The sequence below is a fragment of the Acinetobacter sp. 70_2 genome (genome assembly GCF_056736115.1).
In genome coordinates, this window is the sequence record NZ_JBWZIP010000012.1 from 436,425 (window position 1) to 459,764 (window position 23,340).

Sequence of the window (23,340 nt, forward strand, 5' to 3'; positions counted from 1 at the left end):
GCATCATCATGAAAACTCAACGCTGCGGATGGTGTTCCGATGATCCACTCTATATTGCTTACCATGATGAAGAATGGGGTAAACCCGAACACGACGAAGCACGTTTATTTGAAATGCTTTGCCTCGAAGGTCAGCAAGCTGGTTTATCTTGGATTACCGTACTAAAAAAAAGAGAAAGCTACCGTCAGCATTTCTTTAATCATCCGATTGCAGAAATTGCTTCATTCACTGATGATTTTTTAGAACTAAAATTATCAGATGCAGGTTTAATTCGTCACTTAGGTAAACTTAAAGCCATTCGTGACAATGCGATTGCTTGGCAAGCGCTCAAAGCACAAGTCGGTGATGTCCCTACATGGCTTTGGCAGTTTGTAGATGCAGTTCCTCAACATAATGATGTTGTAGATTATCGTAAGGCCCCTGCTCAAACTGAACTGAGCGTAAAACTTTCTAAAACGCTTAAAAAGAATGGTTTCAAATTTGTCGGCCCAACCACCTGTTATGCTTTTATGCAAGCAGTAGGTATGGTCGATGATCATGAAAACGATTGTCAATTTAAAGCTTCATAACCCACCAGAACGGTTCAAAGCCGCTTAAGGAGTTTCCGATGAGCAATAATACGATTCAGGCTTATGCTGCAATGCAGGCAGGTGAAAAACTGGTTCCTTACCAATTTGATGCAGGTGAATTACAGCCGCATCAGGTTGAGGTAAAAGTTGAATACTGTGGTTTATGTCATTCTGATATTTCTGTTTTAAACAATGAATGGCGTTCGACCGTCTACCCTGTGGTTGCGGGTCATGAAATTATTGGACGAATTGTTGCTTTAGGTTCAGAAGCCAAAGGTCTACAAATCGGGCAACGTGTCGGCATTGGCTGGACTGCTGAAAGTTGCCAAGCCTGTGATGAATGTATTGGTGGTCAGCAAGTACTTTGTACAGGCGGAAGTGTTGCAACAATCGTGGGGCATGCTGGTGGTTTTGCCGATAAAGTCCGTGCAGGTTGGCAGTGGGCTATTCCCCTCCCTGACGATTTAGACGCTGAAAGTGCTGGTCCTTTACTTTGTGGCGGAATTACCGTTTTTGACCCGTTGCTTAAACATAAAATTCAAGCAACACATCATGTCGGTGTGATTGGTATTGGCGGTTTAGGTCATATCGCCATTAAGCTCCTTAAAGCTTGGGGCTGTGAAATTACTGCTTTTAGTTCTAATCCAGATAAAACTGAAGAACTTAAAGCAATGGGAGCAGATCATGTCGTGAATAGCCGCGATACAGACGCGGTAACAGCACAAAAAGGGAAATTTGATTTATTGCTCAGCACAGTAAACGTGACGCTAAACTGGCGTGCTTTCATTTCTACGCTAGCACCCAATGGTTCTTTGCACTTCTTGGGTCTCACCCTAGAACCTGTTCCTGTTTCTGTAGGTTCACTTATTAGCGGTGCTAAATCAGTAACTGGCTCACCTACAGGCTCACCTGCTGCACTACGTCAACTTTTGAAGTTTGCTGCACGCAAAAAAATTGCGCCTCAAATTGAGCTGTTTCCAATGTCACAGCTTAATGAAGCAATTGAACGTCTACACTCAGGTCAAGCACGCTACCGTATTGTGCTTAAAGCAGACTTCGCAGAATAAAACTAACTCAACCCTTTCATCTGTTGTCGTGACCAGTTCGCCAAGTCTTTAATTGCTTGGCGGACATCTGCTGTTAACTCATGCCCTGCATTTAAACGAATGAAGTGCCGATAGCGTTCATCCTCACCAAAAACATGGCCTGGTACCACGGTAATTCCTTGAGCTTGTGCAGTGTAATAGAGCGCCAAGCTATCTACACTTTTAGGCAACTGTATCCATAATGCATAGCCACCTTCGGGCTGGCTCAATGCGATTGGAATGCCTTCAAAGGCTTTTAAAATACAGCTACGGTATTCTTCAACTTGTCGCATTAAATTTGGTCTTAACTGTTCTAAATGCTCTCTGTAAGCACGACTATAAATAAAATCAGCTAGGCCTAATTGTAGTGGTGTATTCACCCCGATATTACTTACTAGCAGCTCAAGCTTTAAATTTTCTAACTTTGTAGTTAAACAAAACCACCCTACCCGATACGCACTCGACAAAGACTTAGAAACTGAACCACACCAAACCACATACCCTTCGCGATCCCAATATCGAATAGGCAATAGTCGCTCACTACTGTAGCCACATTCACCAAAAATATCGTCTTCAATAATAAAACATTGATACTTTGCAGCTAATTCAGCAATCTTCTTTTTCTCTGTATTGCTAAAACAATATCCTAAAGGGTTCTGGTAGTTCGCAGTCATTAAGCAAACTTTAGCCAAACCTTGCTGCATTAAGGACTCTAAACGCTCAAGATCAATGCCACGATGATCGGCAGGAATCTCAACAATCTGTCGTTTTAAACTTGCTAATAACTGTAAATGACCATTATAGGTAGGTGTAGGAATAAGAATACTATCGCCCACTTCAGTGAGCTTCTGAATCACTAAAGACAAAGCAGGCATACAGCCATTGGTAATAAAAATATCTTCCGGCGCGATATAAATACCATCTTCACGCCAATGATCAGAAAGTGCTTTTCTTAATTGCTCGTGCCCTTGTTTATTACAATAAAGAAAGTCTTGTGGCTGACAATTTTTTAAAGCACGTTGAATAGAACGACGTAAACCCTCTATCGGAATAAAGTGCGGCGTTAACTGAATCGAACCCAACGGTACAAGATGACTTTGTAAAGCAGCTTCCTGAATCTGGTTATGCAACTCCAGATTTGAGACATGTCGAGGCAAAGATAAAAAATCCGGGCTATCCGGAATAGGACTAGATTGGGTACGAGCAACCACAAAGTAACCCGACTTCGGCTTTACATAAATAAGTCCCCTCGCCTCAAGCAATTCATAGCAACTTTTTGCCGTACTTAAGCTAATGCTGTGCTGACGAGCGAAATCTCGTAAAGAAATAAGCTTCTGATGAGGTTTAAGCTCATCTTGATAAATACGATGTGCTAATTGATTGGCAAGAACCTGATATTGAAAAGTCATTCTGTGCTGCTTTTTTAAAAATTTCTGTATCTGTACTGGTTTATAGAACACCTTTAGGCTATGGAAATCAACTCAAAGAGTAGTAAAGCCATGAAATTAAAAGCTATATTATTATTTACTATTGTTTTAGCGGGTTGCCAACCACAGCCCAAAAATGAGCAGCACAGACACACGGTTTGCCAAAGCCTCATAGAAGGTTATTTAAAAATGACCAACCAACAGGACTATAAATTAGAACAGCGCACTGATAATGAGACCTATACGATTTCTCATTATGAATATAAACGTAATAGCTCAAACGAAGTTGTCATGGTGAATTCGGTCTATTCAAAATTATATTTTAGTTGCCGAGAACAACAACAAAGCTATTTCTTATCTCAACATTCATCACAAGGACAAACGACTCCAATTTTAGAAGTTCATTTTCCAAGTGATGCTTACGGTAGGTTTAGAGACAGGTTTTAAAACCATCTTTTAATTGATCTGCCAAAAACTCAATAAATAAACGGATTCGTTTTGGTAGATGCTCTTGTTGATAATACACAGCATGGATGCTTTGATATTGATGTTCTATTTGATCTTCAAATAACGCAATCAATCGCCCTTCTTGAATATCTTTCCAAATTTCAAATTCAGATAGCCGTGCAATACCATGTCCTCTAATTGTGAGCTGGCGTACAGTCTCACCACTTGAAGCTTTAATGTTTGCTTGTGCGAAAAAATATTCATTACCAACTTTAATTGGCCAGCTATTAATATAGTCAGGTCTGGTAAAACCAATTAAATCATGATGTTCAAGTTGTTCAGGTTGTGTCGGTGTCCCCTTAATCGCTAAATACTCTGGACTTGCCACAATATATAAACGACTCTTGCACACTAACTTGGCATGAAGACTCGAATCATTGAGTTCCCCAAATCGAAATGCCACATCGGTCTTATGTTGTAATAGATCAATCACCTGATCATTACTATTTATTTCGATTTCAATGTCGGGATAGCACTCACGAAACTTATGCATTAGTGGTGCAATGACATGTAAGACAAATGGCGTTGCCGAATCAATACGAATCAGTCCCGCAGTACCCTGATCAGACTTTTGTAACTCTTCTTCAGCAGCATTCAGCTCATTTAAAATTTTACGAGCCTTTATCAGAAACTGCTGCCCTTCTTGGGTGAGTTTTAACTTACGTGTTGTTCGCTCTAACAAGGTCACACCTAACTTTGCTTCCAAACGTGTCAAAGAGCGGCTTATTCCTGAAGGTGTCTGTTTTAAATGTTCTGCTGCGGCTACAAAGGAGCCTGTATCAACAATTGTGATAAAGGCAACCAGTTCTTCAATTGTTGATTTCATGGCTTATTCTATTATTGACTAATCATCAAAGATATTTTGCTTATTCATCTATTTTTTCGCAACAATAAAAAAAGCAAAATGCACCTCAAGTTAAATGATTATTCAAATTTAGGTAAACACATGAATATTCCACGTTTTGGTCTAGGTACTTTCCGTCTTAAAGAACAAGCAGTCATTGATTCTGTTAAAACTGCTTTAGACGTAGGTTACCGTGTCATTGATACTGCTCAAATTTATGATAATGAAGCAGCGATTGGTCAAGCGATTGCTGAAAGCGGTGTATCACGTCAGGACTTGTTTTTAACTACAAAAATCTGGGTAGATAATTTTGCTCAAGATAAGTTTATTCCAAGCTTAAAAGAGAGCTTAGAAAAGCTTCGTACTGACCATGTCGATTTAACTTTGATTCACTGGCCAGCACCGGATTTAGGCGTTTCGATTCCTGAAATCATGCAGCTTTTACTTGAAGCAAAACAGCAGGGCTTAACTAAACAAATTGGTATTTCAAACTTCAATATTGCACTTACTCAACAAGCAATTGACACAATTGGTGTAGAGCATATTGCAACAAACCAGATTGAACTAAGTCCTTATCTTCAAAACCATAAACTTGTAAATTTCTTACAAGAGAAGAAGATTGATGTTACCTCATATATGACGCTTGCGTACGGCAAAGTGCTTCAAGACCCTGTTTTAGCTGAAATTGCAGCAGCCCATAAAGCAACGACAGCACAAATTGCATTGGCATGGGCATTGCAACTTGGTTTTGCAGTTATTCCATCTTCGACTAAACGGGAAAACCTGATTAGTAATTTAAAAGCACAGGATATCGAGTTAACTTCAGCTGAAATGCAAATGATTGCTGAACTTGACCGTAACAGTCGTGAAGTTAGCCCAGAGCCATGGGCACCAGTTTGGGACTAAACTCATGAACACTCAATCAAATACGGCGTTCTCGTTACTGGCATTGGCAATTGGTGCCTTTGCCATTGGCACCACGGAATTCTCTCCAATGGGATTACTTCCGAATATCGCTCATGATTTAGGTATTTCAATTCCAACAGCCGGAATGCTAATTACGGGCTATGCACTTGGCGTCATGCTAGGTGCCCCATTCATGACCCTGTGGTTTGGTGGTTTTGCTAGACGTAATGCACTGATTTTTCTGATGGCAATCTTTACGGTGGGTAACCTAATCGCAGCGTTTTCACCAAGCTATATGAGCTTATTAGGTGCACGTCTCATCACAAGCCTTAACCATGGTGCCTTCTTCGGGATTGGCTCTGTTGTAGCAGCGAGTATTGTACCCGCGCACAAACAAGCCAGTGCTGTGGCAACCATGTTTATGGGTTTAACCATTGCCAATATTGGTGGTGTACCTTTGGCAACATGGGTTGGGCAAAATATTGGCTGGCGTATGTCGTTCCTTGCGATTTCCTTGCTTGGTGTGATTACCATGCTCGCTTTATGGAAAGCATTACCGCAAGGTATGGTTGCCCAAAAACCAAATGTGAAAGCTGAGTTGAAAGTATTAACACGTGGCCCTGTGGTACTTGCATTACTTACCACCGTACTCGGTGCAGGTGCAATGTTTACGCTTTATACCTATATCGCGCCAAGTTTGACTGAGTTTACTCATGCTTCACCTACCTTCATTACTTTTATGTTGGTGTTGATTGGTGTCGGTTTCTCAATTGGTAACCATTTAGGTGGTCGCTTTGCAGACTTGTCTATCAACAAAACTCTGATTGGTTTCTTGGTTCTGTTGATTGTAATGATGGTGACTTTCCCAATCCTTGCACAAAGCCAGATTGGAGCAGCGATTGCCTTAGTGATCTGGGGTGCCGCAACCTTTGCTTTAGTACCGCCATTACAAATGCGTGTAATGTCAGTTGCTCATGAAGCACCAGGGCTTGCCTCTTCAGTAAATATCGGTGCGTTTAACCTAGGTAACGCAGTCGGTGCAGCAGCAGGTGCGTTAGTGCTCGATTTAGGTTGGGGTTATAGCGCAGTATCATTTGCTGGTGCATTACTGGCGGGGTTAGGTTTGTTACTGGTTTTATTCCAAATCAAACATGAAAGTAGCCCAGCTCGAACTTTACAGCAATGTTCAGATTAATAAAAAAAGCGCCTGAAATCAGGCGCTTTTTTTATTGCTTATTATTTTAAAATATCGGGCAATTTAGGTTGCTCATAAATCGGGTTCATTACTTCCCGCTTCATTTTAAGCAGCATTTGATACGGTTGCTGCTGAACAAACATATTTACAAAGCTTAAAGGAATTGAACCGGCTGGGTCAGCGTAGCCACTGGTGGTTACTTTAACTTTGTTATTCGCTAGTTTCTGGAATGTCCATTCACCTTCATAACGAGTTAAACGAACCACATCAGGTTGAATCGGATAATTACTATTAATTGCTGTGTTCTTAATCGTAATAACGCCATTAGCGGCTTTACTCATTTTTCCTTTCACCACAACATCGCGGTCTTTTAGGGGAAAAGGAAAATCTAAAACCATATATAACGTAAATTCACCCTTTTTCTCATCCTGAGACAGCATTTCAACTTTACCCATATAAGGCACCCATTGCGCTGCGCGATTTACATCTAAAATCACCGCAACAGCACGTTCAATAGGTACATCAAAGGTTGTTTCAGCTTTGTATTGAAAGACTGGGTTATCAGCCTTTTGATAGGTCCACACTTTAATATGATTACGGTCAAGGCTAAGTTTCGCCTTGTCTGTAGAGGCAGCCCCTGCATAGAGGCTGCTTAAGCAAAGAAGAGTGGTCAAAGCAATTTGTTTTTTATTCATGTTCTGCTCTATCTTGTTTTTCTCGCCACATATGCGACGTATACAGATGGTTTACACCTGTACGTCGTTCAATCCTAAAACATCTTTCATGTCGTATTTGTGCGCTTCACGACCTACAACCCATGCAGCAGCTCGTACTGCACCAGCAGCAAAGTTCATACGGTTCGTGGCTTTGTGAGTGACTTCAACACGCTCACCCTCACCAATAAACATGACAGTATGTTCACCTACAATATCGCCACCACGGATGGTTTCAAAACCAATCGTTTGACGATCACGTGGACCGGTATGCCCTTCACGACCATAAACAGCAACTTCTTTTAGGTTACGGCCTAAAGTATCAGCAATCGCTTCACCCATCATTAATGCTGTACCTGACGGCGCATCTACTTTATGACGGTGGTGAGCCTCAATCACTTCAATATCTACTGTATCGCCAAATACTTTTGCTGCAAGCTCAAGTAACTTGATTGATACATTTACGCCAACAGAATAGTTTGCAGCATATACAACAGGTATATGTTTTGCCGTTTCATCAAGCTCAGCTTTTTGTTCATCGGACATTCCCGTTGTCCCGATCACGATAGCTACCCCAGCTTCACGACATAGCTTTAGATGCTCAGATGTTGCAGCAGGAGTCGAAAAGTCAATTACAACGTCACAGTCTTTAAGAACCTCCGCCAAGCTTCCAGTAAGCTTCACTCCAATTGAACCAATTCCTGCAAGTTCACCAGCATCAGCACCGATTAAAGTACTTTCTGGGCGTACAACAGCGGCTCCCAATTGATAACCTGCTTGTTGAACTGCCTGAATAAGTATACGACCCATACGGCCGCCTGCACCCAAAATACCAATGCGTGGAGCTGCTGACATAATCCTTCCCAATCTTGTGTTTTACGTAATTGGCTTACTATATCAAAACTCTTTGCTCACAATAAAAAGTAAAAAATATTTTTTAAGATGAACCGAAATTTAATCAGTTTTCACAAAAGTTAAAGAATTGATCTGCACACTACGGACCCACGAATGAAAAAAAGATGACTATAAGGAGTTCAGCATGCATTCGAAAATTATGGGCTTAATAGCCGTTATGGGGATGATGAGTTCAGTAGCATTTGCAGAGCCTGCAATCCAACCTGGGGACACATTAGAAAGCTTATCTAAAGCACGCATTACCACGAACGTAAATACTCAAGCAGCAACACCTACACCTCAAACAAGCGTAGCAAGCAATACCACTGCTGAAGTTAAAGTTGAAGATATCGACCCGATCATTGAAGAAAAAACCGCAGAAGTAGAAACAGTAAAAGTAGCTGTAAAACCAGTTACTCAAGCTACTGTTGAGGCTGTAGTAGCTCCAGTTGCATCAAGCGAACTTATTGTAAGTGTTGACGATATTGATGTCGCTCACCCAACAGAGTAATCGGTAGTTATTTTCTTTTAAGCAGAATAAAAATAATAAGATGAATCAGCGCAATAAAAAGGCGGATATTTAATCAATATCCGCCTTCTTTTTAATTTACGATCTAATCAAGCATTAATCGAATAAACGATCAAAGAATGATTTTTTCTTTGGTGAAGAAGCACTGTCTTCGCCATCGAAAGATGCTTGTAATTCTTTGAGTAACTCGCGTTGACGAGACGTTAAATTAACTGGTGTCTCTACCACGATACGGCAAAGTAAATCACCCACCATGCTGCTACGTACAGGGCGAACACCCTTACCACGTAAACGGAATAATTTACCTGTTTGAGTTCCCTCAGGGATCTTCAAACTAACGCGGCCTTCCAAAGTCGGGATTTCAATTTCTTTACCAAGTGCAGCATCAGCAATGCTTACTGGTACGTCCATATATAAATCGGCGCCATCACGTTGGAAAATTTCGTGTTCACGAACAACCACTTCAACGTACAAGTCACCAGCTTGACCATCACGGATCGCTTCGCCTTTACCACTTAAACGAACGCGGTCGCCATTATCTACACCCGCTGGAATAGTAACTTCCAATGTTTGCTGGCGATCAGCTACACCTGAACCATGACATGCATGGCATGGGTTTTTAATAATTTTGCCTTGGCCACGACACGTGCCACAAGTTTGTTGTACAGAGAAGAAACCTTGCTGCATACGTACTTGTCCTGAACCATGACAAGTTTTACAGGTTTCTACATCTTTTGGATTTTGAGAGCCTTTACCATCACACACATCACATGGTGCCGGAGCAGTAAAGGTAATTGTTTTCTTAACCCCTTTTACAGCTTCCTCAAGGGTAAGTTCCATGACATAGCGTAAGTCTGAACCGCGACGTTGGCGTTGCTGACGTCCGCCGCCACCAAACGCTCCACCAAAGATATCACCGAACTGGCTGAAAATATCTTCTGCACTGAAACCACCAAAGCCACCACCAGCGCCACCAAAGCCGCCTTCAAATGCATTATGTCCCATACGGTCATACATGCTGCGCTTTTCGCTGTCCGATAAAATCTCATAAGCTTCGGAAGCTTCTTTAAACTTTTCTTCTGCTTCGGCATTGTCAGGGTTTCTGTCAGGATGATATTTCATCGCCAATTTACGATAGGCTTTTTTGATCTCATCATCACTTGCGGTTTTTGAAACGCCTAAAACCTCATAATAATCACGTTTAGCCATGTTTGGCGGTGCTCCTCACGGAAATTTTATCAATACTCTATTGCCGACTAAATGGGGGGCTTTAGCCGAATTTACAAGGGGAAAACTTTCAAAAAACAGATATATTAAAAAACTGCCTTATTTTTTAAATATTTAGACAAGCCTTTTAACCATGCATTTAATAAAAATAACCAAGCAATAGCGCTAAAAACCACACCAGCAACTGTTGATGCCGTTACCCAAAGGTTGCTGTTCCATGCAAAAAAGAAGAGAGGAATAAACCAAACAACAGCAAAAACTGACATGAAGAGGAATAGAATACCATTGCGCATAATCCAGAGCGCATGAGCATGAATCCAAACTTCCGCATCATCCACAACAGCTACTTTACGAGCGACCAGATAAGCAAAGGCCGCAAAAATAACCGTAAACAATGCAAGAAACATGAACGCATAAGAAATTACAATATAACGGCGATGCTGTTCGATATGGTCTTGCCCCATCTGTATTTCACCTCAATTCACTGCACTTTGCCTATTTTTTATGCAGTGAAATAATCCTGTATTTTTTGTGTAAAGACAGGTGCTACTATATTGGACTTTTCAATATTTCGCACCTTTATTCACAAAAAATTTATGTATTTTATGCTGTTTTTTTCACCTTAAACCACGCAGCATACAATGCAGGTAGGAAAAACAATGTCAGCATGGTCGCTACAATCAGTCCGCCCATAATTGCAACGGCCATTGGACCGAAGAAAATACTTCGCGAAAGTGGAATCATCGCTAGCACTGCTGCCAAGGCCGTCAGAATAATTGGACGGAAACGGCGTACCGTTGCGTCAATAATCGCTTCCCACGTTGGATGCCCTGCTTGCCGATCTTGTTCGATCTGATCAATCAAAATAAGCGAGTTACGCATAATCATGCCGGACAAGGCAATGGTTCCTAGCATGGCCACAAAACCAAATGGCTTATTGAATAAAAGTAAGAATAGAACTACCCCAATTAAACCTAATGGTGCGGTCAAGAACACAATCGTTGCTCTCGATAAACTCTTCAGCTGAATCATGAGTAATGTCATGACCACTGCCAAGAACAGTGGCATACCAGCATTGACCGAACTTTGCCCACGTGCTGACTCTTCTACAGTTCCCCCGACTTCAACGAGGTAACCACTTGGTAGCTCAGCGCGTAACTTGTCCATTGATTTAGCTAACTCGCCCACAACAGTCGCTGGCTGCAATTTGGTACGAATATCTGCACGCACAGTAATCGTTGGTAAACGGTTACGATGCCAGATCAGGCCATCTTCAAACTTATATTCAATTTTCGCAATCTGGGCTAAAGGTACAGTTGTTCCATTGGCTGTTGGTACCGCTAAACTTGCCAGTGAAGCTACTTCAACACGCTCAGCTTGATCACCACGTAAGCGGATCTCAATCAGTTCACGCTTTTCACGATACTGTTCAATTGCACTGCCTGTAATTGAAGCATTCAGGAAATTCGCCAAATCCACACTAGACACACCCATTTGTCGAGCACGGTCTTGATCAATTTGAATTGCAATAATCTTACTCGGCTCACCCCAGTCTAAATGCACATTGGTGGTATTCGGGTTTTCACTAATGACCTTAGCAACCTGCTGCGCCTCTTTACGTACCAGATTGAGATCTTCACCTGACACGCGATATTGCAACGGATAACCCACAGGTGGACCATTTTCCAGTAATGACACACGAGTACGAACTTGTGGAAGCAGCTGTTTAATTTGAGTTTCTAGCGAGCGACGAATTTCATCACGGTCATCAAGTGAAGTGGCTAAAACCACAAACTGTGCAAAGCTAGCTTGTGGTAATTGCTGGTCTAACGGTAAATAAAAACGCGGTGAACCTGTACCCACATAGGCCACATAGTTATCAATACCTTTTTGTTTAGACAGGAACTGTTCAACCTTTTTCACCGCTTGTTCTGTAGCGGTTAACGAAGCGCCTTCTTCAAGTTTTAAATCGACTAAAATCTCGGTACGGTTTGAAGGCGGGAAAAACTGCTGAGGAACCATTTTAAACATCAGCACAGAGAGTACGAATATCCCAACTGTTGTCGCAATTACAGTTTTACGATAGGTCACGCAAAACTCGACCATTTTCCTAAAACGTAAATAGAAACTAGATTGATAAGGATCGTAATGGTGGTCCTGTGAAATCTCGATAGTTTGTGGTTGCGGTTTTTTCGTTAATCTTGCCCATAAACGAACATACCAAGGTGCTTGATGCCCAGTCTTGGTAAAATCAGGCAGTAGTTTTTCACCCAAATAAGGCACAAATAAAACTGCGGCAACCCAAGACACCAATAAGGCAATGGTCACTACCTGAAAGATTGAACGCGTGTATTCACCTGTACTAGACTGTGCAGTAGCAATAGGTAAAAAGCCCGCTGCCGTAATGAGTGTCCCTGTCAGCATTGGAAATGCTGTGGTTTTCCACGCAAATCCGGCGGCCTTAATTCGACTATAGCCCTGCTCCATCTTAATGGCCATCATCTCGACTGCAATAATCGCGTCATCGACCAACAAGCCTAAAGCTAAAATCAGAGCGCCCAGAGAAATCTTATGTAGCCCGACATCGAATATATTCATGCCGGCAAAAGTCATTGCTAAAACCAAAGGAATGGAAAAAGCGACCACTAAACCTGTACGGAAACCTAAAGAGAAAAAGCTCACTAACAAAACAATAATGACTGCTTCAGCGAGTACCTTCACAAACTCATGAATACTGCGTTGTACTGCTACAGGTTGGTCCGATACCTTCTGTAGTTTCATACCTAAAGGCAAAGTCTTTTGCAGCTGGGCAAATTCGGTTTCTAGGTTTTTCCCCAAGGCAATAATGTCACCGCCCTTACGCATTGATACGGCAAGGCCAATACCATTTTCACCCATGAAACGCATACGTGGCTGAGCTGGTTGACTAAAACCGCGGTAGACATCAGCGACATCACCAAGTTGAATGGTTTTGTTGCCTACCAGTAACGGCGTTTTCTTAATTTCATCAACGCTTTGTAAATGCCCACTTACACGAATTTGAATACGGTCCGTACCGGTTTCAAAGAAACCAGCGCTTGCCATACTATTTTGCTTTTGTAAGGCTTCTTGAATTGCAGAAAGAGGAATACCGAGCTGAACTGCTTTGGTGTTTGAAATCTCAATCCAGATTTTTTGGTCTTGTAAGCCAACCAATTCGACTTTGCTAACATCCTTGACGCGTTGCAGCTGTAATTGCAAACGATCGGCATATTCTTTGAGTAGTGCATAGTCAAAGTCCTTGCCTGTCAGTACATAAATATTACCGAAAGTATCACCGAACTCATCATTGAAAAAAGGACCTTGTACACCGCTTGGGAGTTCAGTGCGAATGTCATTGACCTTTTTACGAACGTTGTACCAAACATCAGGAATCTGTGCCGACTTCAATGAATCCTTGGCAAAGAAAGTAACCATTGACTCACCTGGGCGGGAGTAGGCCATAATCTTTTCATACTGCCCTGTCGTCATCAGCTCCTTTTCAATCCGGTCAGTCACCAGCGTTGAAACCTCTTTGGCAGTCGCTCCAGGCCAGTAGGTTTTGACGACCATCACTTTAAAGGTAAAAGGCGGATCTTCACTCTGTGACAGTTTTGAATAAGAGATTGCACCGATAATGCCAAGCAACAGCATGAAATAAAGGACAATGCCTTTATTATTCAGTGCCCATTCCGAGAGATTGAATTTCATGGCTTCGTTGCCCCCTGAATTTTCACCGCACGGTTTTCACGGTCAATCGGGTGAATCTTCTGCTTATCGCGTAGCAAATGAACCCCACCAATCACAACCCAATCATTTGGTGTTAAACCAGTTAACACGGATACACTATCTCTGCCATATGCCCCAACTGTTACAGGTACTTTACGTAAAGTTTGGTTGGCATTGACTACCCATACATAAGCTTGATTATCTGTAGCTGAAACACTCGAAAGTGGAACACTCATGACATTAGTTTGAGTCGAGCTAAAAAATACGCGTGCACTTTGTCCAAGCTGAATAGCAGATTGGCCTTCTTTAAGTGCTACTTTCACCGTAAAGGTACGAGACTGATCAGCCGCTGGAGAAACTTCACGTACATATCCGGCAAATTTTTCATTCGGTTTAGACCACAAAGTTATCCATGCCGCTTGGCCAACTTTAATCTCGGCAACTGCTTGTTCTGGTACGCCGATGACCACCTCACGCTCACCATCAATCGCCAATTGATAAGCCGCTTGTCCTGCTGAAACGACTTGTCCAATTTCAATATTACGCGCTGTAATTACCCCGTTTTTATTAGAAACGAGTTGGTTATAACCAGTTTGGTTTGCAGAAACTTCATAGTTAGAGCGGGCTTGTTGTAACGCTGCTTGTGCCGCGTCGTACTGATTTTTAACCGTATCAAATTGTGAACGGCTTACTGCATTGACAGGTAATAATTGTTGAAAACGTTTAAGTTCATCTGATGCTGTTTTCGCTGCTGCTTGTGCATTCTGTAATTGAGCTTTGGCAGCATTTAATTGTAGCTGTGCATCTGCTACATCGAGTTTTGCTAATACTTGTCCAACTTTAACTCGGTCGCCCACATCGACATAGCGAGCTGTAACTTGTCCACCCACACGAAATGCCAAGGCTGTTTGTTGTCGAGCCTGTACATCTCCTGCATAGCTTTTTAATTCGTTTAGTGTGGTCGAAGGCTGCGTCACCATCACATAGGGTATTTCTTCTGTTTTGGGAGCCTCTTTACTACACCCCATTAATGTGACCGTGCAAACAATCACCATACTCATGATGAGAGGTTTTAACAGATTCATATCTTATCGCTCTTATTCAAACTGGTTTTTTAAGGCACAATATGTTTGCATCATAGTTCGTTTATTTTTTAATTAATATACCCATGGGTACATTAATTAAAGAAAAACTTATAAATATTTATTTTTTTAAACTTTTATTAGAGGGTTTTGTGCAAACAGTTAATCAAAGTGGTCGTCCTAAAGATCTGGAAAAGCGTGCTCGTATCCTACAAGCCGCTAAAGCTATTTTTTTAAAATCTGGCTATCACGGTACCAGCATGAACCAGATTGCACAGGAAGCCGGCGTTACTAAACTCACGGTTTATAACCACTTTCAAGACAAAGCAAACCTGTTTATCTGCGCAATTACAGAAACTTGCGAAGAGACGCTAGGCACTAAACCATTTGAATTAGATGCATCGGCAGATTTTTATCAAACACTCTATACGGTGTGTTCACGTGCCTTACAAATTATTTATTCACCTGAAGCATTAAAGCTTGAACATGTGTTATTTGAGCTCGCAGCAGAACAAAGCCCTTTAGCTGAACAATTTTTCACGGCATCCCATACCCGACTTCAAAATCTGTTAGTTGCGTTCTTCCAAAAAGCAGCTGAGCTAGGTTTTATTCAGGCCGATGATCCGGTTTATCAAACAGAGCTTCTTTTAACGTTGTTGCTTGGTGTACGTCACCATAAGGTTCTACTTAGAATTATTGCTGTACCCAATGCGCAAGAGTTAGACCATATCATTCAAGATGCAATTCATCTATTTCTGCTCAAATATCGGAATTAAACCAAAGTCCGATTGCCAAAAGTTGCACTGAGTGCATGTCATCTTTTAAGTCACCATTAGCGAATTAAATGTTATTTTTTAAGCAAAAATTCACATTTTCTTACGCTCAAAGCTTGGAATGTTTGTTAATCGCGCTATATTCGATAAGAATAAGAACAGGAGAAAAATAGCATGGTTCAGCAAATCGATGCGCCACTGCGTGAGGATGTCCGCTTACTTGGCAATTTGTTAGGTGAAACCCTAAAACAACATGCAGGACAAGAACTGTTTAATCAGATCGAGCAAATCCGTGCGCTTGCCAAAGGTGCACGTGATGGTCAAGCTGAAGCCGAAAAGCAATTAGAACAATTATTTTTAGAACTGCCCGATGAAGAGCTATTACCTCTCACCCGCGCTTTTTCTCATTTTTTAAATTTTGCCAATATTGCCGAGCAATACCATGTAGTGCGTAGCCGCAGACAGGCAGAGTTTGATTCGGAGGCTAATTCTCCAAATCCACTTGTCCACTTATTTCAAAAATTTAAAGATAAAAGTATTTCGACGGAAAAACTGTTCCAGCAAATTTGTGACCTTAATATTGAACTGGTACTTACGGCACATCCAACCGAGGTAAGCCGTCGCACCCTCATTCAAAAATATGACGATATCAATGCTTGTCTTTCACAGCTTGATCAGCAAAAACTTACTCCACGTGAACGCCAAAATGCACTTGCGAACTTAAAACAACAAATTAGTTCGGCTTGGCAAACAGATGAAATTCGTCGGCACCGCCCAACTCCAGTCGATGAAGCAAAATGGGGCTTTGCAACCATTGAGCAAACACTTTGGAATGCTGTACCTAAATTTATCCGTGAGTTAAATGAATTAGTTCAAGACAATTGCCAACTCAATTTACCACTTAATATTGCACCAGTGCGCTTTGCATCTTGGATGGGTGGAGACCGTGATGGTAACCCGAACGTTACTCATCAAATCACTCAAGAAGTGCTGTGGTTATCACGCTGGCAAGCTGCTGACCTTTACCTCAGAGATATTGAAAACTTACGTTGGGAACTTTCAATCCAGACGTGTTCCGAAGAAATGATTCAAGCGATTGGTAGCCAACATGCAGAACCTTATCGCGAGTATTTACGTGCAACACGCGAGCGTTTAAAAGCGACTCGTCACTGGTTAGCGCAGCGTCTACAAGGTTTAGAAGCAGATGACAGCAATGTCATTAAAAGCAAAGATGAGCTGTTACAACCATTATTGTTGTGCTATCGCTCTTTAATTGACAGTAACCTTCCAGAAATTGCGAATGGTCAACTTCTCGACTTTATCTACCGTGTGAACTGTTTTGGTATTGAATTACTTAAACTCGATATTCGCCAAGAATCAGGGCGCCATCGCCAAGCCATTTCAGCCATTACTGAGTATTTAGGTTTAGGTAATTTTGAGTCATGGACTGAGCAAGCGCGCCAAAACTTTCTCATTCAGGAACTACAAAGTAAACGCCCACTTCTACCGAAATATATTAATGAACCTGAAGGGAGTTTGATTGGCCACCCAGATGTTCAAGAAGTATTTGCAACTATGCGTACTTTGGCTGATCAACCGCCTGAGTCGTTAGGGGCTTATATTATTTCGATGGCTGAATATCCGAGCGATGTTTTGGCTGTATTGTTATTGCAAAAAGAAGCAGGTATTCAGCACCCTTTACGTGTCGTGCCTCTGTTTGAAACTCTAAAAGATTTAGATGGCGCTGCCACTACCATGAATACGCTGTTCAATATGCACTGGTATAAGCAGCACATTCAAGGCAAACACGAAGTCATGATCGGTTACTCCGACTCTGCAAAAGATGCCGGATTTATGTCTGCCAACTGGGCGCAATATCGTGCTCAAGAAGAACTGACTGCTATTGCTCGTACACACGGCGTACAGTTGACCCTATTCCACGGTCGTGGCGGCTCAATTAGCCGTGGTGGTGCTCCAACCCAACAGGCACTATTCTCACAGCCACCAGGTTCAATCTCTGGCGCAATTCGTGTGACAGAACAAGGTGAAATGATCCGCTTCAAATTCGGTCTAGAAGGTATTGCAATGCAAAACCTTGAAATCTATACCGCAGCAACACTTGAAGCGACACTGTTGCCACCACCAGAGCCTAAAACCGAATGGCGTGAACTCATGAACCGTATGACAGATCATTCTGTGAAAGTTTATCGTCAAACAGTTCGTGAAAACCCACATTTTGTGAAGTACTTACGTACTGTCACACCTGAGCTTGAGTTACAAATGTTGCCGTTAGGCTCGCGTCCAGCAAAACGTAAAGTGAGTGGCGGCATCGAGTCTTTACGTGCCATCCCATGGGTATTTGCTTGGACACAAATTCGTTTGATGTTGCCTGCATGGTTAGGTACTGGCGCTGCCATTAATGAAGTGATTGCTGACCAACAAAAAGCAACACTTGATGAAATGCTTCAGCAATGGCCTTATTTCCAAACGCTCATTGATATGCTGGAAATGGTATTGTCTAAAGCCGATGCCAACATTGCACTCTACTACGAGTCCCATTTAACTGAAGATGAAGATTTAAAAGTATTGGGCAACCAGTTACGCCAACGACTAAAAGATGCTGTACAAACTTTATTAACTCTAAAAGATGAGTCAAAACTTCTTAGCAATAATGATGTTCTTGATCAATCTATGCAGGTTCGTAAACCATACTTACTTCCTTTGCATCTTTTACAGGCTGAACTCATGAAACGCCGCCGCGATTACCTAGCGGAGCGTCAGGCAGAGAATACTCCTGTTGACCATGCGCTGATGGTAAGTATTGCGGGTATTGCTGCTGGTTTACGCAATACGGGCTAAGCTTTTTTACCAATCGTTTGACAAAGCAGTACATCACCGATGTGCTGCTTTTTACTTGCAAAGTTCCTCATTTTTCATAAATTTTCCCCGATTTTTTATTTTTTTAAAAAATTTTTTAAAATCATAAAATTAAGCTTTATTATAAAAAAATAACTAATTCCGCATATTTAGAATTATTAATATTATACCAATCGTTAAAAAATAATTACTTTTCTCCCATATACTTCTCTCTAGAGATTAAATGCTTTCCCAAGAAAGGGTATGATTGCACCAATTAAAGAATAATGAGCTTATTTTATGTCCAACTGGTTTCCAAAATGGCAGCCTTACCAAGGTGATGTTGACCATCGACCGGTCTCTACCAATGAATATCTCCCACCAGTTCAAAGTGCCGTTTTAGGTATCCAACATGCATTTGCCATGTTTGGAGCTACTGTTTTAGCGCCGCTACTCATGGGTTTTAATCCTAACCTTGCTATTTTAATGTCCGGTATCTGTACCATCCTGTTTTTCTTAATTACAGGTGGTCGTGTTCCAAGTTACTTAGGATCAAGTTTTGCCTTTATTGGTGTGGTTGCAGCAGCGACTGGGCACATTACAGGTTCGGGTGCCAATCCAAACTTATCTATGGCGTTAGGTGGAATCGTAGCGTGCGGTATCTTTTACGCACTCATCGGTTTCATCGTAATGCTTACGGGTACACGCTGGATTGAAAAACTCATGCCGCCTGTAGTGACTGGCGCAATTGTGATGATTATTGGTCTAAACCTTGCACCTGTTACCATTAAAGGCGTTGCAGGCCAACCATTTGAAATGTGGATGGCATTAATTACTGTGCTTTGTATGGGCAGTATTGCAGTCTTTACACGTGGCCTACTACAACGCCTACTTCTGTTGGTTGGTTTAATCTTGGCTTATGCAATTTATGCCATCACCACCAATGGTTTAGGTTTAGGTAAACCAATCGATTTTAGCCAGATCTCACAGGCTGCATGGTTCGGTATTCCAAGCTTTTCACATCCTACTTTTGATACCAAAGCTATGCTAATTATTGCGCCAGTTGCACTTATTTTAGTAGCAGAGAACTTAGGCCATATTAAAGCTGTTGGTGCAATGACTGGCGAAAACCTAACACCGCAATTAGGCAAAGCATTTGTTGCAGATGGTTTGGCAACAACGCTTTCTGGTAGTGTCGGCGCGCCGGGGATGACCACTTATGGTGAAAACATTGGTGTGATGGCAGTCACTCGTGTGTACTCAACTATTGTTTTTGTGATTGCGGGTGTCTTCGCAATTTTCTTAGGTCTATCTCCAAAATTTGGCGCGGTAATTAGTACCATTCCAAGCGCAGTTTTAACAGGCGCGTCTATTGTCGTGTTTGGTTTAATTACCATTGCCGGTGCAAAAATCTGGATTGAAAATAAAGTTGATTTTTCTAACAATAAAAACCTGATTGTTGCTTCTGTGACGATTATTTTAGGTGCTGGTAACTTTGAATTATTGTTCGGTAATTTCAATTTAGGTGGTATTGGTACCGCAACTTTTGCAGCCATTATTCTCAATTGGTTGTTCAGTTTAAAAGATAAAACTTAAATTCAAAAAGGCAGCGTAAGCTGCCTTTTTTCATTCCGATTTAGTATGATGATTTTTTGCGCTTCAATACGTTCCTATCATGCGTTTTGATTTTTTTGATTTACAGCTGGTTCTTCATATTGTCTCTACAGGTAGCCTAACTAAAGGTGCTGATCGCTCTGCTATTTCACTTCAAGCAGCGAGCGAGCGTATAAAAAAACTCGAACAATATTTTGAAACACCTTTATTTATTCGCCAAACTACAGGTGTAGAGCTCACCACAGCGGGACATGCTTTTGTAGAACATGCTCGTCAGCTTTTAGCTCAAAAAGATCAACTCGAACAAGAAATGCAGCGCTTTAAGTCATCTACAACACAAGCCTTAACGCTTTGGTGTAACTCTTCAGCTCAAAGCGAATATTTGCCTCCGTTATTACCGCAATATTTAGTGCTTCATCCTGAAATGAATATCGATTTGCACGAAGCAGAAAGCTCAGAAATTGTAGATGCATTAACCCAAGGAATTGCGAGCCTTGGCTTGGTCTCAAGCTTTTTCGATACCCAACATTTGCAAACTAAAGAATTTGCGAGTGATCCTCTAGTTTTGATTTGTCCTGCTACACATGAGTTAGCTCAATATCAAAAGCTAAATTTGGTAGAGGCTTTAAGCTATGGTTTTATTGGCCTTAAAGCCCACCACTCTTTGCAACAGTCCATTGAAACTCAAGCGAAATTATTAGGCTTTAACATACAGTACCGTTTGCGCTTACCTAACTTTAGCGCAATTGCTGAAGTCGTTGCCAAAGGCGTGGGTATTGCGATTATGCCTGCCCGTGCGGCGCAGCGCCTGCAATCGGACTATGATTTCCACTCCATCCAATTACTCGGCGCATGGGCAAACCGAAAACTACTTTTAGCAACGCAAAATTTCAGCCAGTTGCCTAGCAGTTATAAGCAATTTGCAGATTTTCTATTAGAGCATCGCCCTTAGAAATTTGGCTCAGTGCAAAATCATATAAAGCCCTAACGACACCAACCCTATAAAAAAGATACGGCGAAATAACTGCTCATTAAGTCGATAACGGATTTTTTTACCGATCCACATTCCAATGAGTGCAGCCAACAATGCAGCAAAAGATAAACGATAGTCCAGTGTTACTCCAGACATCGGGTTATGGTGTAAAAAGACTGCAAGACAAATGGTAGAAACCGTAAACGTTAATCCCAAAGCCTGAACCAGCTCGTCACGTTTTAAATGTAAAGACTGCAAATATGGCACTACAGGAATGATAATAACGCCTGTGGCTACGGTGACTGCCCCACCAATATATCCAATAATCGGCGATAACCAGCGCTCATGTTTCCCTAAGTGTGGAAGCTTTTTGACACACAGTCCATAAAGCCCATATAAAGCCAACATACAGCCTAATAAAATCTCACTACTGTGCCCGTGACTTTGACTTAAAGTGGGTAGAAAGCTCCATATTGAACCAACCACAATGCCTACGAGCAAAGTCCAGAAACGGCGAATAAAAGCCCAAACATGCCCCTCAGCAAAAAGCTGCCAAACATTGGTGACCATTGAAGGAACAATCAAAAGAGATGCAGCCTGAAAAGGGCTCATTGCGATGGTGAGTAAACCCATTGATACTGCGGGCAAACCTAGGCCAATCATGCCTTTGATCATGCCAGCAAAGGCGAACACCATCATAATAATTGCTAAAAAAGTCACTGTTTATCTCCGATTCCCTACATGGTTATGCTACGGAAAAAACAGGTTTTGCCCTATTCTTGTTTTTAGGAGTAGGCCTCAATTAGAGGTTGAGGCCGTTTTGTATTTTTCTTCTAAAACATTACTAAAAATACTTTCAATCATCCAAACTCGGTACAAGCTATTAAACACATAGCTTTGACCATCAATACGTAGCTCTAAAACCGGCAGATCAGGCTGATGCTTGTCTTTGCAAAGTGCATCATTGTGTTCCAAGAGAGAAGGGACATCCTGTTCGGTTAAATGCTCAATGCCGAGTTGCTGCTGTAACTCTTGAAAATGCCTCTGGAAAGATAGGTCTTTTCCTTTCGTCCAAACTGCCTGCAAAATAGTAAAAATTGCATCGAGTTGCTGACTTTCCGGCACACTATAAAAAAGCTTTGCCATCTCAAGCGTACTTTCTTCTGTAGGGCGGCAAAAAGGTGTAAAAGCCACTTCAGTACGTTTAGAAACACGGGTTGCCAAACTCCAGTCAAACCAGTCTCGACCTTGGTAACTAAGCGGATAGACTTTTAACTGAATATCATAATAGTCTGCGAGTTCTTCTTTAATATACGCAAGAAGTAACCAGCTCATTGGATCTTCTAAAGCAATAAATACATCAAGCTCAGGATGAAGAGCCTGAATTTCATTGAGTGCTTCAGCATCATTAATCAAATGTTCACGCCATTCGATATGATTAATTAAAAAAATCGGAATACCTGTCAGTAACTTTTGTTGTTTTAAACGACGGGTTAGACGTAATAAATCATCCACTGCGTGATATTTACGTCCACCAAATTCAAAGTACGCTGCCTGTACAGGCTCATCTGTAAAAATACGTTCTGGAAAGTGCTGTGGCATCTGATGCTTCACCGCCATGGCATGTAAAGTACGTAACTTTCCATATTGCTGTTGCCAAAGCATGTGAAAGATATCTTCAAGTAAATGGAAGAAGTTCTGACCTTGTAATGGGGTTCTTTTTAGTATGACTGTGGCTTGTTTTAAAGCTTCTTGGCTTGGGATTTCTGGGAACTCATCAAAAGCAAATCGATGCTGATTTGCTAAAATCTTGGCATCATTTAAACAATAATTCTGCCACTCCTCATGCGTCATGCTGTTTGGAGGTTCAGAAGCTGTATGAGAAATAATAATTTTTAAAGGTTTAAGCTCATCACTTAAAATTTCATCTAGCTGAGACAATTGCTGAACAGCCAGATAGCTATACACATCATCAAGTCGTAAATAAATACTTAAACCATTTTCCGTGGGTAACACCGCTTGACGAGAAGGTTTTTGGTAAAACCAGCTCGATCGGATAGGGTCAAACCAACGGCGTAGCAGTGACATGAGTAGTGCCTCTAAAAAATAAATCCTAAGCGAGATCAAAAGTTATTTGATCATAGTGCAAGGTTAAGCAGTAGTCGAGATAGAAAAATGACTACCTAAGTTCGCGCAGAAAATATGTCATGTTATTTCGCGAGTTTCTGCATAGGTGAAGATTTTATCACCATTTTATGACAAACCCATAGAATGATCTGAAAACACCTTTTTCTACAAGCGGATTTTTTTTACCAGACATAAAAAATGCACCCATAACATGATAGCAATTCATCGTGTTAATGGGTGCATGTTTCCTACTCAATTATTAAAATTGAATA

Annotated in this window: 20 protein-coding genes; 10 read left to right on the plus strand and 10 right to left on the minus strand. The window is 41.5% G+C overall.

Going from position 1 to position 23,340, the window contains the following annotated elements; translation table 11 throughout:
• Positions 1–8: 8 nt before the first annotated feature.
• Together AC1PJ9_RS05910 and ahr are read left to right on the plus strand one after the other, a co-directional pair.
• The gene (locus tag AC1PJ9_RS05910; protein ID WP_263614895.1) at positions 9–569 is read left to right on the plus strand and encodes a DNA-3-methyladenine glycosylase I; all 561 of its coding nucleotides are present in this window, start codon (positions 9–11) and stop codon (positions 567–569) included.
• Between the two features lie 38 nt (positions 570–607).
• Positions 608–1,636 (plus strand): NADPH-dependent aldehyde reductase Ahr, encoded by a 1,029-nt coding sequence (ahr, locus tag AC1PJ9_RS05915; RefSeq protein ID WP_111855314.1) that lies wholly within the window; start codon positions 608–610, stop codon positions 1,634–1,636.
• Between the two features lie 2 nt (positions 1,637–1,638).
• Here the strand turns inward: ahr and AC1PJ9_RS05920 are convergent, their stop codons facing one another.
• The gene (locus AC1PJ9_RS05920; RefSeq protein WP_263614896.1) at positions 1,639–3,063 is read right to left on the minus strand and encodes an aminotransferase-like domain-containing protein; all 1,425 of its coding nucleotides are present in this window, start codon (positions 3,061–3,063) and stop codon (positions 1,639–1,641) included.
• Positions 3,064–3,153: 90 nt separating this feature from the next.
• Between AC1PJ9_RS05920 and AC1PJ9_RS05925 the strand changes: the two genes are divergently transcribed.
• Positions 3,154–3,528, plus strand: a complete 375-nt coding sequence (locus AC1PJ9_RS05925) for a hypothetical protein (protein ID WP_263614897.1) — start codon at positions 3,154–3,156, stop codon at positions 3,526–3,528.
• On the opposite strand, the gene AC1PJ9_RS05930 is transcribed toward AC1PJ9_RS05925, so the two are convergent.
• Positions 3,512–4,414, minus strand: a complete 903-nt coding sequence (locus AC1PJ9_RS05930) for a LysR family transcriptional regulator (protein WP_263614898.1) — start codon at positions 4,412–4,414, stop codon at positions 3,512–3,514. The genes AC1PJ9_RS05925 and AC1PJ9_RS05930 overlap by 17 nt on opposite strands.
• Positions 4,415–4,534: 120 nt before the next feature.
• Here AC1PJ9_RS05930 and dkgB point away from each other — a divergent pair, with 120 nt between their 5' ends.
• Positions 4,535–5,338 carry a 2,5-didehydrogluconate reductase DkgB gene (dkgB, locus tag AC1PJ9_RS05935; protein ID WP_263614899.1) on the plus strand — a complete coding sequence of 268 codons (804 nt, stop codon included), beginning with the start codon at positions 4,535–4,537 and terminating at the stop codon, positions 5,336–5,338.
• A gap of 4 nt (positions 5,339–5,342) precedes the next feature.
• Positions 5,343–6,533, plus strand: coding sequence for an MFS transporter (locus tag AC1PJ9_RS05940; protein WP_263614900.1), 1,191 nt, complete (start codon positions 5,343–5,345; stop codon positions 6,531–6,533).
• A 41-nt stretch (positions 6,534–6,574) separates the two neighbouring features.
• Here the strand turns inward: AC1PJ9_RS05940 and AC1PJ9_RS05945 are convergent, their stop codons facing one another.
• Positions 6,575–7,228, minus strand: a complete 654-nt coding sequence (locus tag AC1PJ9_RS05945) for an START domain-containing protein (RefSeq protein ID WP_263612595.1) — start codon at positions 7,226–7,228, stop codon at positions 6,575–6,577.
• A gap of 51 nt (positions 7,229–7,279) precedes the next feature.
• A complete protein-coding gene (dapB, locus tag AC1PJ9_RS05950; protein ID WP_002053870.1) occupies positions 7,280–8,101 on the minus strand; it encodes a 4-hydroxy-tetrahydrodipicolinate reductase in 822 nt (273 codons plus the stop codon).
• A gap of 184 nt (positions 8,102–8,285) precedes the next feature.
• Between dapB and AC1PJ9_RS05955 the strand changes: the two genes are divergently transcribed.
• The gene (locus tag AC1PJ9_RS05955) at positions 8,286–8,651 is read left to right on the plus strand and encodes a hypothetical protein (RefSeq protein WP_263612596.1); all 366 of its coding nucleotides are present in this window, start codon (positions 8,286–8,288) and stop codon (positions 8,649–8,651) included.
• Positions 8,652–8,765: 114 nt separating this feature from the next.
• Here AC1PJ9_RS05955 and dnaJ read toward each other — a convergent pair whose 3' ends face one another.
• The 4 genes from dnaJ to AC1PJ9_RS05975 all read right to left on the minus strand — a co-directional run bounded on the left by dnaJ (position 8,766) and on the right by AC1PJ9_RS05975 (position 14,728).
• Complete coding sequence (dnaJ, locus tag AC1PJ9_RS05960; RefSeq protein WP_263612597.1) at positions 8,766–9,878, minus strand: molecular chaperone DnaJ; 1,113 nt, start codon at positions 9,876–9,878, stop codon at positions 8,766–8,768.
• Between the two features lie 104 nt (positions 9,879–9,982).
• Positions 9,983–10,360 (minus strand): hypothetical protein, encoded by a 378-nt coding sequence (locus tag AC1PJ9_RS05965; protein ID WP_002053984.1) that lies wholly within the window; start codon positions 10,358–10,360, stop codon positions 9,983–9,985.
• 139 nt (positions 10,361–10,499) lie between these two features.
• A complete protein-coding gene (locus AC1PJ9_RS05970) occupies positions 10,500–13,625 on the minus strand; it encodes an efflux RND transporter permease subunit (RefSeq protein WP_263612598.1) in 3,126 nt (1,041 codons plus the stop codon).
• Complete coding sequence (locus AC1PJ9_RS05975) at positions 13,622–14,728, minus strand: efflux RND transporter periplasmic adaptor subunit (RefSeq protein WP_311087306.1); 1,107 nt, start codon at positions 14,726–14,728, stop codon at positions 13,622–13,624. Before AC1PJ9_RS05975 ends, AC1PJ9_RS05970 begins: the two co-directional genes overlap by 4 nt.
• 149 nt (positions 14,729–14,877) lie before the next feature.
• Here AC1PJ9_RS05975 and AC1PJ9_RS05980 point away from each other — a divergent pair, with 149 nt between their 5' ends.
• The 4 genes from AC1PJ9_RS05980 (at position 14,878) to AC1PJ9_RS05995 (ending at position 20,920) form a co-directional block, all read left to right on the plus strand.
• Positions 14,878–15,501: a TetR/AcrR family transcriptional regulator gene (locus AC1PJ9_RS05980; protein ID WP_209045381.1), complete on the plus strand. Its 624-nt coding sequence runs from the start codon at positions 14,878–14,880 to the stop codon at positions 15,499–15,501.
• Between the two features lie 171 nt (positions 15,502–15,672).
• Positions 15,673–18,357: a phosphoenolpyruvate carboxylase gene (gene ppc, locus AC1PJ9_RS05985; RefSeq protein WP_311087307.1), complete on the plus strand. Its 2,685-nt coding sequence runs from the start codon at positions 15,673–15,675 to the stop codon at positions 18,355–18,357.
• Between the two features lie 297 nt (positions 18,358–18,654).
• Positions 18,655–19,950: a solute carrier family 23 protein gene (locus tag AC1PJ9_RS05990; RefSeq protein WP_068933368.1), complete on the plus strand. Its 1,296-nt coding sequence runs from the start codon at positions 18,655–18,657 to the stop codon at positions 19,948–19,950.
• A gap of 79 nt (positions 19,951–20,029) precedes the next feature.
• The gene (locus tag AC1PJ9_RS05995; RefSeq protein WP_151750262.1) at positions 20,030–20,920 is read left to right on the plus strand and encodes a LysR family transcriptional regulator; all 891 of its coding nucleotides are present in this window, start codon (positions 20,030–20,032) and stop codon (positions 20,918–20,920) included.
• A 9-nt stretch (positions 20,921–20,929) separates the two neighbouring features.
• On the opposite strand, the gene AC1PJ9_RS06000 is transcribed toward AC1PJ9_RS05995, so the two are convergent.
• On the minus strand, positions 20,930–21,661 hold the full coding sequence (locus AC1PJ9_RS06000) for a sulfite exporter TauE/SafE family protein (protein WP_049066739.1): 732 nt from the start codon (positions 21,659–21,661) through the stop codon (positions 20,930–20,932).
• A 78-nt stretch (positions 21,662–21,739) separates the two neighbouring features.
• On the minus strand, positions 21,740–23,029 hold the full coding sequence (locus tag AC1PJ9_RS06005; RefSeq protein ID WP_151750261.1) for a hypothetical protein: 1,290 nt from the start codon (positions 23,027–23,029) through the stop codon (positions 21,740–21,742).
• Positions 23,030–23,340: the final 311 nt, after the last annotated feature.

Bases quoted from the DNA above. Each gene is read 5' to 3' on its own strand.
- AC1PJ9_RS05925 (WP_263614897.1), top strand. From the start codon at position 3,154: ATGAAATTAAAAGCTATATTATTATTTACTATTGTTTTAGCGGGTTGC.
- AC1PJ9_RS05930 (WP_263614898.1), bottom strand. From the start codon at position 4,414: ATGAAATCAACAATTGAAGAACTGGTTGCCTTTATCACAATTGTTGAT.
- AC1PJ9_RS05910 (WP_263614895.1), top strand. From the start codon at position 9: ATGAAAACTCAACGCTGCGGATGGTGTTCCGATGATCCACTCTATATT.
- AC1PJ9_RS05965 (WP_002053984.1), bottom strand. From the start codon at position 10,360: ATGGGGCAAGACCATATCGAACAGCATCGCCGTTATATTGTAATTTCT.
- AC1PJ9_RS05970 (WP_263612598.1), bottom strand. From the start codon at position 13,625: ATGAAATTCAATCTCTCGGAATGGGCACTGAATAATAAAGGCATTGTC.
- AC1PJ9_RS05940 (WP_263614900.1), top strand. From the start codon at position 5,343: ATGAACACTCAATCAAATACGGCGTTCTCGTTACTGGCATTGGCAATT.
- AC1PJ9_RS05990 (WP_068933368.1), top strand. From the start codon at position 18,655: ATGTCCAACTGGTTTCCAAAATGGCAGCCTTACCAAGGTGATGTTGAC.
- dapB (WP_002053870.1), bottom strand. From the start codon at position 8,101: ATGTCAGCAGCTCCACGCATTGGTATTTTGGGTGCAGGCGGCCGTATG.
- dnaJ (WP_263612597.1), bottom strand. From the start codon at position 9,878: ATGGCTAAACGTGATTATTATGAGGTTTTAGGCGTTTCAAAAACCGCA.
- AC1PJ9_RS05995 (WP_151750262.1), top strand. From the start codon at position 20,030: ATGCGTTTTGATTTTTTTGATTTACAGCTGGTTCTTCATATTGTCTCT.
- AC1PJ9_RS06005 (WP_151750261.1), bottom strand. From the start codon at position 23,029: ATGTCACTGCTACGCCGTTGGTTTGACCCTATCCGATCGAGCTGGTTT.
- ahr (WP_111855314.1), top strand. From the start codon at position 608: ATGAGCAATAATACGATTCAGGCTTATGCTGCAATGCAGGCAGGTGAA.
- dkgB (WP_263614899.1), top strand. From the start codon at position 4,535: ATGAATATTCCACGTTTTGGTCTAGGTACTTTCCGTCTTAAAGAACAA.
- AC1PJ9_RS05975 (WP_311087306.1), bottom strand. From the start codon at position 14,728: ATGAATCTGTTAAAACCTCTCATCATGAGTATGGTGATTGTTTGCACG.
- AC1PJ9_RS05945 (WP_263612595.1), bottom strand. From the start codon at position 7,228: ATGAATAAAAAACAAATTGCTTTGACCACTCTTCTTTGCTTAAGCAGC.
- AC1PJ9_RS05955 (WP_263612596.1), top strand. From the start codon at position 8,286: ATGCATTCGAAAATTATGGGCTTAATAGCCGTTATGGGGATGATGAGT.
- ppc (WP_311087307.1), top strand. From the start codon at position 15,673: ATGGTTCAGCAAATCGATGCGCCACTGCGTGAGGATGTCCGCTTACTT.
- AC1PJ9_RS05920 (WP_263614896.1), bottom strand. From the start codon at position 3,063: ATGACTTTTCAATATCAGGTTCTTGCCAATCAATTAGCACATCGTATT.